Source organism: Serratia sp. (in: enterobacteria), from assembly GCF_046715635.1.
GTDB lineage: Bacteria > Pseudomonadota > Gammaproteobacteria > Enterobacterales > Enterobacteriaceae > Chania.
This window is the reverse complement of record NZ_JBKJYW010000397.1, coordinates 1-12896: the sequence shown is the minus strand read 5'-3', so window position 1 is coordinate 12896 and position 12896 is coordinate 1. Positions and strand designations below refer to the sequence as shown.

The window sequence follows — 12896 nt, the reverse complement described above, 5'->3', positions numbered from 1 at the left end:
ATACCCAGTTGCCGCAGCTTATCGCGTAGCGCCTGCCAGAACGGTTCCACCTGTTGGTGGCTAACGCCGTACATCGGTAAAGAGACTATCGCCATGGAAGTTACCCCGCAGAAGATGAGACAGTCAGACGTTGCTGGCGCCAGGCGGTGAGGTAGCGTACCCAGCGTTCGAACAGCATGTCGGTAATGATGGCCAACAGCGCTACCACTACCGCCCCCTGGATCACATACGCCGTATTGAAGCCGCTCAGGCCAATGATGATCGGCGTTCCCAGCGTTTTGGTGCCGACCGTCGAGGCTATCGCCGCCGTGCCGATATTGATAATCACCGAAGTGCGGATCCCCGCGACGATCACCGGGGCCGCCAACGGCAGCTCAACGCGCCACAAAATTTGCCAGCGACTCATCCCCACCCCTTGAGCCACTTCACGCGTGCCCGCCGGGACCGACTCGATTCCGGTCAAGGTGCCTTGCAGGATCGGTAATAAACCATACAGCACCAACGCAATAATCGCTGGCTGCTCACTAAAGCCCATTACCGGTACCGCCACGGCCAATACCGCAACCGGTGGAAAAGTCTGCCCAACGGCAACCACGGTTTCCACCAATGAGCGAAACTCTCTCCCGGCGCCGCGCGTCACCGCAATGCCAGCAGTAACGCCAATCATTACCGCAATCAGGCTCGATACGGCCACCAGCGATAAGTGCGCAACAACCAGCGAGAAAAAGCTGTCCTGCTGATACACTGGCCGATCCAACTGTGGGAACCAAGCGGCAAACAGGCCGTACAGATGGTTCATGCCGAAGACCAACGCCACTAGCAGAGCAAAAGTCCACGGCAGCGGATCGCGCCACCAGCGCGTGATGTTCATGATAGCGCCTTGTGTGTAATCAAATCGCTGAAATGCAAAACGCCAAGCGCTTGCCCCTGTTCGTCAACCACCGGCAAACGTTCGCTGCCTCGGGCAACAAACACCGACAGCGCCTCACGCAGGCTCATCATGGCCTGGATCGGTTCCCCTTCCGCCTCGCCCGGCCGCACCCTTTCGGCTACCGTGCCCAATGCCAGCAGCTTGATCCCCCGATCGCTGCGGCCAAAGAAATCACGCACAAAATCATTCACCGGGTTGGTCAGCAGATCCAACGGAGTGCCCTGCTGCACCACTCGCCCCTGATCGAGCAGCACGATCCGATCGGCCAGGCCCAGCGCCTCATCGATATCGTGCGTCACCAGCACGATAGTGCGGCCAGAAAGTTGATGAATGCGGGCAATCTCAGCCTGTAGCGAGGCTCGAGTCACCGGATCGAGCGCCCCAAAGGGTTCGTCCATCAGCAACACCTCGGGATCGGCGGCCAGCGCCCGTGCCACTCCAACCCGCTGCTGTTGCCCGCCGGAAAGCTGATGTGGATAGCGGCGGCGGAACAGCTCCGGCTCCAGTTGCAGCAGTTCCATCAGCTCAGTCACCCGATCGCGGATCCGTGCCCGTGGCCACTTCAGCAACTGCGGCACCGTGGCGATATTCTCTTCCACCGTCCAATGAGGGAACAGGCCGATCGACTGGATGGCATAGCCCATACGGCGGCGCAAATCCTGCGGCTTGAACTTATGGATCTCCTCACCGGCAAACCTGATCTTGCCTTCATCATGCTCGATCAGGCGGTTGATCATCTTCAAAGTGGTGGATTTGCCAGAGCCGGAAGTGCCGATCAGCACGGTAAACTCCCCTTCCGCCATGCTCAGCGAGAGATCGTCCACCGCCGGTTTACCCTGAAAAATCTTGCTTACCCGGTCAAAGTCAATCATCTGGCAGTCACTTCCAACATTGAAATTATGAATTTAAACAGCGAATCGACGATCACTGCCATAGCGATCACCGGGATCACCCCGAGCAGCACCAAATCCAGCGCGCTGCTGAGCAATCCTTGAAATACAATCGCACCAAAACCTCCGGCACCGATCAGCGCGGCCACCACGGCCATTCCCACAGTTTGCACCGCCAGGATCCGCACGCCGGTCAGGAACAGCGGCAATGCCAGTGGCAGCTGTACGCCAAAGAAGATCTGCCCGCGCGTCATTCCCATGCCGCTAGCGGACTCAATCACGCTGGCGGGCACACTTTGCAAACCGGCAACCACGCTGCGCACCAGCGGCAACAGGGCATAGAGCACCAACGCCACAATCGCCGGAGCCATGCCGATACCGCTGATACCCAAGTTAGCCAGCCAAGGTAGCGCTGCTGCCAGCCCGGCCAACGGGGCGATCAACAGACCAAACAACGCAATGGAAGGTACGGTCTGGATGATATTCAGCGTAGAAAAGATCGGGGCCTGCCAGCGGGTTGAGCGAAAACAGAGCACACCTAAAGGCACACCAATCAGCAGAGCCGGAACCAAGGTCGCCAGCAAGATAGTCAGATGCTGTAGCAACGCGGCGTCAAACACCTCTTGCCGGTTGTGGTACTCCTTCAGCAGGGAAAGCTGGTCCAACTGATGGGTAAACAGCAACAGCGCGGCAGGTAGCATCACCAAGACGTTACCCAGAATGCGCCACAGGTGCGAGGGGGTGATCCGCGTCATGGCATCTGCGGCGATCAGGCCGCTCAATGCTGCCATCAGCGCACAACCGCTGCTCCAGGAAGTACGCGCCAACGGCGAGCCCTGCAATGCCAGTTGTTGCGCGGTATAGCCGCTCAACCAAAAAATCATCGCCAAGAGAACAGCGGCAACGCACGCGGTCAGCCGCGCCCGATTGCGCGTAGGGGTCAACAGGCTGAGCACGGCCAATGCCAGCAGCGGCAGCAGCAGCCACAGCGCTGGGCCATGCAACAATGAAATCAGAGAGATACTCTTGCCAGACAGTAGGCGATTAGGGGCATAACTGAGGAACGGCAGGCCAAAGGCCGCAAGCAGCAGCAAAATAAGCAAAGTCAGTAATACGCGGTTTTTCAAAAAAATAATCAAAATCACTCCCAGGGTCTAATTAGCCAGTTAAGCGCAGAATGCATAGCTACGCGTAAGCTGACGTCCCCTCACCCTAACCCTCTACCAAAGGAGAGGGGATTGAACGTGCCACAAATGGGCTTCAGCACCTAACCCCAACGCCGCATCCGTTCCATCTCCTGCGGGGAGGGGATTAAACGTTCTAAAGATTGAATCCTGCCCTTAATGGCTGCTCCGTATCAGCCCCCTCTCCCTGTGGGAGAGGGGGGCTGAACATGCCACAAATGGGCCAGCACCTAACCCCAACGCCGCATCCGTTCCATCTCTTGCGGGGAGGGGATTAAACGTTCTAAAGATTGAATCCTGCCCTTAATGGCTGCTCCGTATCAGCTCCCTCTCCCTGTGGGAGAGGGTTGGGGTGAGGGGCAATATCAGATTCAGTCATCGAATCAAGGTTACTTAATTAACCCTTTCTGTTTCAGGTAATTGACCGCCACCTGTTTGGCATCCTGGCCTTCTACGGCGATCTGCGCATTCAGCTGCTGTAAGGTTGGGCCGTCGAGCGTGGCGAATACCGGCTTGAGCAGCTCGGCGATATTGGCGTGCTGCTGCAATGTTGCTTCACGGATGATCGGAGCTGGCGCGTAGATCGGCTGTACGCCCTGCGGATCTTCCAACGTTTGCAGGCCCAGCGCGGCTACAGGGCCATCGGTGCCATAGGCCATCGCCGCATTCACCCCAGAGGTTTGTTCCGCCGCCGCCTTGATGGTCACCGCCGTATCGCCGCCAGCCAGTGACAGCAACTGATCCTGATTAAGCTTGAAGCCATAAGCATTCTGGAAGGCCGGTAGTGCGTCCGGGCGTTCGATAAACTCTGCCGATGCCGCCAGTTTGAACTTACCACCTTCGTTGATCCACTTGGCCAGATCTGCCAGGGTTTTCAGATGGTTGGCCTGCGCCACGTCCTGGCGAACGGCGATCGTCCAGGTGTTGTTAGCCGGGGCGGCATCCAGCCAGACGATCTTGTTCTGGTCATAGTCGAGCTTCTTCACTTTCTCGAACCCGGCCTGAGCGTTTTTCCACGCCGGATCTTTTTCATCGGAGAAGAAAAAAGCCCCGTTACCGGTGTATTCCGGGTAGATATCAATCTCGCCGGAAGTGATGGCGCCACGCAGTACCTTGGTGGTGCCTAGCTGCAGTTTGTTGGTGGTTTTGATGCCGTTGGCTTCCAGCACCTGCACAATGATGTTGCCAAGTAGCGAGCCTTCGGTATCAATTTTAGAACCCACGCGTACCGTATCGGCCGCCTGTGCAACACCGCAGGCTCCCGCCAGAACGGTCAAAGCCAATGCCAAAAAACGTGCGCGTAATGGGGTAATAGCCATGCTTTATCCTCTTTGATGATGCTTTCCGGCTATTTCGCCAGATCGATTGGAAAATCCTGCGCGGTATGGGTCCAGCCTATCACATGCTGCTTCTCGACTCTCTCCTGTTCAAACGGGTGTACTTCAACGGCAATCGGCGTCACGGCATGATCGACAAACCAGTTGCCATAGCCCTGCACTACAAACCCCTGGCTGCGTTGCCGGTAAGCTTGCTGCTCTGCCAGATAGACCTTTCGCAGCCCATACCAAGGCAAACCGGGTAAATCATGATGCACTAAATGATAGTTCAGATTGAGAAACAGCAGCCGCCACGGCCAAGATGCCTCATTAATAATAGAACGTGCCTGCGGAGCGTCCACCGCACGATGCTCATAAAATGAACGGATCTTGGTCAACCCCAGCGCCGGGTAGCTCACCGCCAGCAGATAAAATGCAGCAGAAATGCCCTGAGTTTGCAGCCAGGCCAGCAGCGCCACCAGCAGCACACCCTGTACCAGCCACATCGCCAAGGTTCGCAGATCTCCGGCCAGAATGGCTTTCAATGCATTGAACAGGGTAGCGATAATATCTAATGCCGGGCCAAGCGTGACTCGCCCAATCAGGGTATTACGCACCTTGGCCAACAGAGGTAGCAAAACAGGAAAACGCTGCCACTGCGCCCGACTGAAATAGTAGCTTTCCGGATCTTCGGCAGGTTGGGTCAGGTGATTATCTCGGTGATGTTTAATATGGCTGTCGCGGTACAGGCCGTAGGGATACCACACCGCCAGGGGCAGCAGGCCGAACAGTTGGTTGAGCCGTGGCCAACGGGTGGGATGGCCGTGGATCAGCTCATGCTGCAACGAGAGATACCAACTGGTCGCCACCGTCAGCAACGGCGCCCCCAGCCAAGGCCCAAGCTGCTGCCAGTTAAGCACCACACCAAACCAACTACCGTAAACCAGCAGCATAATGCCCCAGGTCGGCAGTTCCACCCGCCAGACCCATTGCCGGTTAAGCTGTTGGATCCAGGCACGTTGTTCGTCGTGCAGATAGTGGTTATGGGGTTTGTCTGAGGGCATTTTCTGGCTCGCTGAGGCTATTTTTATCAGTATCGGCGAAGCGGATCGGCGCTCAAAATAACAAAAGTGGTAAAGCAAAGTTAAAAATCAGCATCATGACGTTAGCTGCATGGATGACGATCCTGGCAGGCAAGAACAGACCATGCGTTAGACTGCCCTGCCTTGCCAACCTTCAGAGTCATTCCCCCGTAACGGCATAAACTTGCAATTTATGCGCGAACTCAACCGCCTGGGCCTGACCAGCGCGATTGATGCAGGCGGCGGTTTCCAGAACTATCCCGAGGACTATCAGGTCATCGCGGAACTGCATGATAAACAACAGCTGACCCTGCGTATCGCCTACAACCTGTTTACCCAACGGCCAAAGCAGGAGTTGGAAGACTTCCAGCTGTGGACGGATATGCTCAAACCCGGGCAGGGAACGGACTTTTACCGCCATAACGGCGCGGGTGAAATGCTGGTGTTTTCGGCGGCCGACTTCGAAGACTTTCTGCAACCTCGCCCGGATTTGCCTGAAGGCACCGAGGATGAGCTGGAACGCGTGGTGCGCCATCTGGTGGAACACCGCTGGCCGTTCCGTCTGCATGCCACTTACGATGAATCGATCGGCCGGATGCTGAACGTGTTTGAGAAGGTTAACCGCGAGATCCCCTTTGCCGGTCTGCACTGGATTTTTGACCATGCAGAAACCATCTCTGAACGAAATATCGAGCGGGTGAAGGCCCTCGGGGGCGGCATTGCCGTACAGCACCGCATGGCGTTTCAAGGGGAATACTTTGCCGAGCGCTATGGCATCGAAGCCACCAAACAGACGCCTCCGGTAGCTAAAATGCTGGCGGCTGAACTGCCGGTTGGATTAGGCACCGACGCCACCCGCGTCGCCAGTTACAACCCTTGGACAGCGCTGTACTGGCTGGTTTCTGGCCGCACGGTCGGCGGTATGGCAATGTATGACGACCAGGCTCGTCTGGATCGTGAAACGGCATTAATGCTTTGGACACAGGGCAGTGCCTGGTTCTCTACCGAACAAGGGAAAAAGGGCCAGATCAAGGTGGGACAACTGGCGGATATGGCCGTGCTGTCACAGGATTACTTCAGCGTACCGGAGGAGCAGATCAAGGGTATTGAGTCGGTCATGACCGTAGTGGATGGCAAAGTTGTCTATGCTGCGGGCAGTTTCTCGCCGTTCTCTCCTCCGCCGTTACCGGTATTGCCTGAGTGGTCACCGGTGGTCAATGTACCGGGGCATTATCGCTCAGCACCGCCCGCAACCACCAGCAAGGTAGATGCATTAAGCCAGCCACACCAGTGTTGCGGCCCTTGTGGCGTTCATGCTCACCAGCATGACATCGCCCGCCGTTCCAGCATTCCCATCTCCAACGAGAATGCCTTCTGGGGCGCATTCGGCTGTTCTTGCTTTGCGTTTTAACCGTTCAAGGGCCTTGTATGTTGCCTAGTGGGTGCAGCATGCAAGGCCCTACGGGATAGCACAGTTAGCAGCCTCCCGGTAACAGGGTCAATCGCGGTTGATATCCAACCAGCGGCGCTGTTCGGCGGAGGCAGCAATCGCATCCAGCACGCAGGACACCTTCCAGCCTTCCTCAAAATCTGGCCACATTCGATCACCCGCGGCAATGCCATTGACCAGATCGCGGATCTCCACCGTTTTCTGATCGTTAAAACCGATGCCATGCCCGGCGCTGATGCAGAATGCGGCGTAATCCGGATGCTTTGGCCCTACCATGATGGTTTTGAAGCCCTGCCGCTCAGCCGGTTCATCATGGCGATACAGTTTCAGTTCGGCCATGCGTTCTTGAGTGAAACTCAGGGTGCCCTTGGTGCCGGTCACCACATAGGTCAGACCCATTTTGCGCCCGCAGGCAATGCGTGAGGTTTCTATGGTGCCCATTGCGCCATTGGCAAAACGCACCAGCGCGCTGGCCTGATCTTCGTTTTCGACTTCGCACATCTTGGCCGGGTTGTTCGGATCGGGCCGCTGTTTGATCAGGGTTTGCATATCGCCCGATACCGCGACAATATCCCCCACCAGATAATGCGCCATGTTCACGATATGCGCCGCCAGATCGCCCAGTGCTCCCAGCCCGGCGGTGGCTTTGCGGCAGTGCCAGTCGATCGGCGTACGCGGGTCGGCCAGATAATCTTCATTGTGGGTCCCGTAGAAATGCACCACCTCGCCAATTTCACCGTTGGCGATGATTTCCCGTGCCAGTTGGCTGGTCGGGTTTTTCATATAGTTGAACCCCACCAGAGTTTTGACCCCTTTGGCCCGCGCGGCCTGCACCATCTCGGCGGCGTCTTGCGCATTCAGCGCCAGCGGCTTCTCGGAATAAACATGCTTGCCCTGTGCAATTGCCGCCAGAGCCATCTCTTTATGCAGGAAGTTCGGGGCGCAGATATCCACCACGTCTATGGCAGGATCGGCCACCAGTTCGTGCCAGTCGCCGGTTGAACGCATGAAGCCAAACTCCGCCGCCCGCTGCGCTGCCAGCTCGGGTGTCACTTCCGCCAGCATCTCTAACACCAACTCCCCTTTCAGCGGGAATACCGTGCCGGCCTGTGCATAGGCGATAGCATGGCAGCGGCCAATATAGCCGGTACCGATCAATCCAACGCGCACCTGTTTCATCGTTTTCTCCCTTGCCTATTTTTTTGGAAAATAAAAATCATTATGTATTTATATGAAATTTAAATTTCATTAACAAGCCGATAATCAACTTTGCCACGGATCCGTGACTGCCCTCATATAACGCGGTGGATAAAGAACACAAGGTAAGCAAAATAGTGGGAAGGTACGGCTGGCATTAAGCTAAACCACGCTGCTATCATAAAGCCGAGCGTGTGGCCTTGATGCCACACTTTCGCCCCCTCAACAGAAGACTCCTCATGCCGCCGAAAATCTTGCTCAGTGCCTGCCTGGCCGGTTTCAACGTCCGTTATAACGCCTCCAGCAAAACCGTTATCGATACTACCTTACAGCAGTGGCAAAAGGAGGGACGATTAGTGGTGTGCTGCCCCGAATTGGCCGCCGGTTTCTCTACGCCGCGCCCACCAGCAGAGATTGCGGCCGCAGCTAATGGCGCAGAGGTGATAGCCAACCAGGCCAGAGTGATCGACGCGCAAGGGAACGACCTCACCGACCAGTATCTGCTGGGTGCCCATCTGGCGCTGGATACCGCCCGCCTGCATGGCTGCCGCTTTGCCCTATTGAGCGATCGCAGCCCTTCCTGCGGGAGCCAGACCATCTACAACGGCGCATTCAACGGCCAAACCCAGCCCGGTAGCGGCGTCACCGCTGAGCTACTACGCCAACATGGCATCGAAGTGTTTTCCGAGCATCAGGTCGAGGCGTTGATCGAGCGTGTCCGGCTAGTTGAGCTTGGCCAGGCGATCCGCTAGCCGCTGACGCAGATGGGCAATGCCCTGCGGGTGCAGCACGAATTCATCCGCAGGCATCATTTGCCAGCACTGCCCTTCATTGCCAAAGCGGATCGCCGCAATCTGTGCGAGGGTGATTTCCCCCACCATAAACCAGGTGGGCGGCGAGCCAGGCGTGATCCCGGCGTAACGCTGCTGCCAGACAATTTGCCGTGCAGGCAATAGAATACCGAACTCCTCCTCGGTTTCCCGTTGCACACATTGCACCGGGGTTTCATCCCCTTCACGTCCGCCGCCGGGCAAGTCCCAGCAGCCGGGCCAAGGGATCGCCGGGTTGTCATCACGCAGGTAAACCAGCACCTGGCCGCCGTACAACAAGGCGATTTTCGCCCCGCCAAAGTCTTGGTCAATCATCTGCCCCGCTCCCTTTCAAACCGCAGCATACCAATATGCAAGATCGTTGAGGTATAGTGAAAACCTTCTTTGTCCTGACAGGCGAACAATAATCATGAACTCTGCTTTTTTAGTGACCGCGCAATGGCTTGAGCAACATATCAACGATGAAAATCTGACGCTGGTTGACGTGCGTATGGCGCCTGTCGGTCAGGTGCCGAAGCAAGACATGTTGGCCGAATTTGAACGGGGCCATATACCCGGTGCGGTGTATTTCGATATTGATGACGTCGCGGATAAAAATACGGCGCTGCCGCATATGCTGCCCACGGCAGAAGCCTTTGCCGCCGCCGCAGGTAAACTGGGGATCAATGACCAGCAGACCCTTGTTTTCTATGATGGAGGCAATCAGTTCTCTGCCCCACGCGGTTGGTGGACGTTCCGTAATTTCGGCGCGCAGCACGTATTCGTGCTTGATGAAGGGTTGCAAGGTTGGACATCACGCGGTAACGCCTTGGAAACCGGCCCCGCACAGCCTACCCCCGCGACCTTCCGCGCGCACTTCAATGCCGAAGCGGTGGTGGATATGCAGCAGGTGGAACAAGCGATGAACGACCAGCAGCAGATCCTAGACGCCCGTGCCGCACCTCGTTTCTATGCCCAAGCTCCAGAACCGCGCCCTGGCCTGCACCGTGGCCATATTCCAGGCAGTATAAATATTCCGTATGGCGATCTGCTGGAGAACGGACGTTTCAAATCACTCGAGGCGCTGAAAAAAACCTTCGATGAAAAAGGGGTCGCTATCGACGCCCCCACCATCGTCAGCTGTGGCTCCGGCGTCACGGCCGCCGTTCTGGCCTTTGGCCTGCAATCACTGGGTGCCAAGCAGGTGAAACTCTATGACGGTGCCTGGAGCGAATGGGGTGCATTGAGCGGCAAGCAGCCGATCGCCCCAGATGAGTCAACTGACCACTAACAAAGAGGTTATCGTGTTCACGATCCGTCAAGCGTTGCCCGCTGATTTAGCGACCGTGCGGGACATCGGGATAGCCAGCTACCTCGCTCACTTTGCAGAACTTTGGCAGAACCAGCAGGAGTTGCAGGCGTTTCTGACCAAGGATTTTGCCGAACAAGCGTTGGAGCCCTCATTGCAAGACCGCAATACTTGCTGGCTGCTGGCCTATGAGGAGGAGACGCCGGTAGGCTTCGCCAAGCTTAATTTCGACAGCCTGCAGCCAGCAACCGCAAACTCCGGGGCCGAGCTGCAAAAGATCTATTTCCTGCCGCATTTTGCCGGACGCAGCTATGGGGAGCAGCTATTTGCTGAAGTACAGCGACGCGCCATTGAGAGGCAGCAACAAATCCTGTGGCTGGACGTGCTGAAAAGCAACGTGGCTGGCCAACGCTTTTATCAGCGCCAAGGCATGACGATCGTGGGCGAGGAAAGCTATACCAGCGTCAGCCAATCCGTTGCTATGTGGGTGATGGCGAAAAACCTATAGCCACTTGGCGTTGTGGGTAAAGGAGATGGTCAGCCAGCGGTGCGGGCTATCTTCACCAATGGCGTCAGCTATCTGGTCACGGATTTTATCCAGCTTGTGTACGCCGCTGTGTTCCATCTCTGGCGGGATCACGATGTGGATCTCAATAAACAGCCCACGGCCAACGCGGGTGGCGTAATTGGAATAATCCAGGAAGCCATACTCCAGCGTCAGCTGCGCCATAATGGATTCCACCTTGGCATCCAGGCTGTCCGGCGTCATCTGCAATACCTCCTGAATGGCCGATTTTACCGTTTTGATCGGCACCGGGATCAAGACCAGCGTCAACAGTGCCAGCGCGACAGGGTCGGCATAGACGTTGAGGTATTCATAACGGGTTCCTTCCATTAGCCAGGAAAGAATAAAGGCCACCAATAACGCCGAACTGATGCAGGCCGACATCAGCCAGCTTTTGTTATCCAGCGCGATCAGTTCCGATTTAACCTGCTTATTCAGCCGGGTTTGCTTAACGTAGAGGGTAAAGCAGAAAAGGCTGACGGTAACGGCATAGACAATCGCCCAACCCAGCTCGAGTTCGCGCCCTCCGTCGGCAATGCCTTTGACGGCATTCACAAAGGCATACAGACACAGCAACGTCAGTAAACTGCCGTTAAATGCCAGCACCAGCGGTTCGACATGCCAGAACCCATACTGAAAACGGCGGCTATGGGGTTGCCCCAGCAGGCGGGACACCAGCAGGGATAATGAACACATGCCCGCATCCAGCGCCGAGAACATGCCGTCAAACACGATCGACATCGAACCGCAGACAATCCCAAACACGATCCCGGCACAGGCGATAAACAACGTACAGAAGATCGACCTGCGCAGTATTTTTTGTTCTATTGCCGTGCTGGTTAACACCGGTGGCAACGTGGTGGGGGCTGTCGTCATAAGTCCCTTATTTCAGTCGGAAAGTTCGGACATGTTCTACCGCCAAGCGGCATCATACTGAGTATGATCGACAAATGCAGGGTGCACAAAAAAAAAGCGCCCTCAATGAGGACGCCTGATACCGTGATACGCAGGATTATGCGCCGCGTATGCGCTGGGTCAGCCCTTTCAGGAAATAGCGCAGCATCTGATCGCCACATCGGCGGTAGTTTTTGGTGCCTTCTTTGCGGAACAGCGCGCTCAGCTCAGGCTTGGAGATGCGGAATTCCACCGCGGTAAAAATCTGGTGCAGATCGACATCTTTCAGTTCAAACGCCACGCGCAGCTTTTTCAGCACCAGGTTGTTGGTGATTGGCAGCTCTACCGCCGGTGCCGGGAATTTATCGTCCTTGCCACGCTTGAAGAACACCAGGCCATTGAGGAAATGCGCCATCACTTCGTCGGGGCAGTTTTCAAAACCCGGCTCGCCTTCCTTGATCATGTAGGTCCCCATGGCTGCGACATCGACGTCAAAACCGTCCAGCTTGACGATTTCTACCATCTTCGCGTCATTAATAGCCAGCATGTAGCGCACGCTGCGCAGCACATCATTGTTAATCATGGAATAGCCTTTCGCTTGTCAATCAGGAGAGGCGTGCAGCGCTGCACACCTTGCATGGCGGCAGTATAGGGATCCGGCGGGGGTTTCTCAATGGAATTTCCAGGGGCAAACCAGGGTTTACCCGCAGAGGTTAATGATTTTTCGGGTAAAGCGGAATTTCTTCGCCAACGATATATTTGTTACGCAGGATGGCGGAGACCTTGTCCATCAGCATCACGATCACCACCAGGATCAGGGTGATAAACATCACGACGTCCCAGTTCCACAGCCGCATGTTCTCGGCATAGACCAGGCCGATCCCCCCTGCCCCGACAAAACCGAGCACCGCCGCCGACCGGGTATTGGACTCAATCTGGTACAGGCTCAGCGCCAGGAAGGTCGGAAAAGATTGGGTGAAAATGCCATAACGGTGTTTTTGCAGGCCATTGGCACCTACCGCCGTTAGCCCACGGCTAGGGGATTTATCTACCGCTTCGTGGCCTTCGGCATACAGTTTGCCAAGCAGGCCGATATCCTGCATCACGATGGCCAACACCCCGGCCAGCGGCCCCATGCCCACGGCACGCACGAAAATCAGGCCCCAGATGGCCATATCAATCCCCCGCAGAATATCCAGCAGGCGGCGTACCAGCGCCGCAATTGGCCGTAGCACAGGCGAGGACATCACGTTGCGCGCGGCAAGAAAT

13 protein-coding genes and 1 pseudogene are annotated in these 12896 nt (G+C 56.4%); 4 read left to right on the top strand and 10 right to left on the bottom strand.

The window, feature by feature from the left end:
• Positions 1–100: 100 nt before the first annotated feature.
• The 5 genes from ACLQ7H_RS20645 to ACLQ7H_RS20625 form a co-directional block, all read right to left on the bottom strand.
• Complete coding sequence (locus ACLQ7H_RS20645) at positions 101–871, bottom strand: ABC transporter permease (protein WP_411754279.1); 771 nt, start codon at positions 869–871, stop codon at positions 101–103.
• Positions 868–1803 (bottom strand): ABC transporter ATP-binding protein, encoded by a 936-nt coding sequence (locus ACLQ7H_RS20640; RefSeq protein WP_411754278.1) that lies wholly within the window; start codon positions 1801–1803, stop codon positions 868–870. Before ACLQ7H_RS20640 ends, ACLQ7H_RS20645 begins: the two co-directional genes overlap by 4 nt.
• Positions 1800–2954: an ABC transporter permease gene (locus tag ACLQ7H_RS20635; protein ID WP_411754280.1), complete on the bottom strand. Its 1155-nt coding sequence runs from the start codon at positions 2952–2954 to the stop codon at positions 1800–1802. Before ACLQ7H_RS20635 ends, ACLQ7H_RS20640 begins: the two co-directional genes overlap by 4 nt.
• Before the next feature lie 440 nt (positions 2955–3394).
• Positions 3395–4324 carry an ABC transporter substrate-binding protein gene (locus ACLQ7H_RS20630; protein WP_411754277.1) on the bottom strand — a complete coding sequence of 310 codons (930 nt, stop codon included), beginning with the start codon at positions 4322–4324 and terminating at the stop codon, positions 3395–3397.
• A gap of 29 nt (positions 4325–4353) precedes the next feature.
• The gene (locus ACLQ7H_RS20625; RefSeq protein ID WP_411754276.1) at positions 4354–5385 is read right to left on the bottom strand and encodes a fatty acid desaturase; all 1032 of its coding nucleotides are present in this window, start codon (positions 5383–5385) and stop codon (positions 4354–4356) included.
• Between the two features lie 205 nt (positions 5386–5590).
• Between ACLQ7H_RS20625 and ACLQ7H_RS20620 the strand changes: the two are divergent.
• Positions 5591–6814 (top strand): annotated as a pseudogene (locus ACLQ7H_RS20620) (amidohydrolase family protein); the annotation flags it as partial.
• 87 nt (positions 6815–6901) lie between these two features.
• Here the strand turns inward: ACLQ7H_RS20620 and ACLQ7H_RS20615 are convergent.
• On the bottom strand, positions 6902–8032 hold the full coding sequence (locus ACLQ7H_RS20615; protein WP_411754275.1) for a Gfo/Idh/MocA family protein: 1131 nt from the start codon (positions 8030–8032) through the stop codon (positions 6902–6904).
• Positions 8033–8289: 257 nt separating this feature from the next.
• Here ACLQ7H_RS20615 and ACLQ7H_RS20610 point away from each other — a divergent pair, with 257 nt between their 5' ends.
• Complete coding sequence (locus ACLQ7H_RS20610; RefSeq protein WP_411754274.1) at positions 8290–8802, top strand: DUF523 domain-containing protein; 513 nt, start codon at positions 8290–8292, stop codon at positions 8800–8802.
• Here ACLQ7H_RS20610 and ACLQ7H_RS20605 read toward each other — a convergent pair.
• Positions 8773–9195 carry an NUDIX hydrolase gene (locus tag ACLQ7H_RS20605; RefSeq protein ID WP_411754273.1) on the bottom strand — a complete coding sequence of 141 codons (423 nt, stop codon included), beginning with the start codon at positions 9193–9195 and terminating at the stop codon, positions 8773–8775. The two genes, ACLQ7H_RS20610 and ACLQ7H_RS20605, sit on opposite strands and share 30 nt — an antisense overlap.
• Before the next feature lie 94 nt (positions 9196–9289).
• Between ACLQ7H_RS20605 and sseA the strand changes: the two genes are divergently transcribed.
• Positions 9290–10150, top strand: coding sequence for a 3-mercaptopyruvate sulfurtransferase (sseA, locus tag ACLQ7H_RS20600; protein ID WP_411754272.1), 861 nt, complete (start codon positions 9290–9292; stop codon positions 10148–10150).
• Between the two features lie 13 nt (positions 10151–10163).
• On the top strand, positions 10164–10676 hold the full coding sequence (locus ACLQ7H_RS20595) for an N-acetyltransferase family protein (RefSeq protein WP_411754271.1): 513 nt from the start codon (positions 10164–10166) through the stop codon (positions 10674–10676).
• Here the strand turns inward: ACLQ7H_RS20595 and ACLQ7H_RS20590 are convergent.
• From ACLQ7H_RS20590 to ACLQ7H_RS20580, 3 genes are all read right to left on the bottom strand, one after another.
• Positions 10671–11609 carry a cation diffusion facilitator family transporter gene (locus ACLQ7H_RS20590; RefSeq protein WP_411754270.1) on the bottom strand — a complete coding sequence of 313 codons (939 nt, stop codon included), beginning with the start codon at positions 11607–11609 and terminating at the stop codon, positions 10671–10673. The genes ACLQ7H_RS20595 and ACLQ7H_RS20590 overlap by 6 nt on opposite strands.
• 136 nt (positions 11610–11745) lie before the next feature.
• On the bottom strand, positions 11746–12210 hold the full coding sequence (locus ACLQ7H_RS20585; protein WP_411754269.1) for a DUF1456 family protein: 465 nt from the start codon (positions 12208–12210) through the stop codon (positions 11746–11748).
• A gap of 130 nt (positions 12211–12340) precedes the next feature.
• On the bottom strand, positions 12341–12896 hold a 556-nt coding region (locus ACLQ7H_RS20580; RefSeq protein WP_411754268.1), incomplete at its 5' end, for a PhnE/PtxC family ABC transporter permease.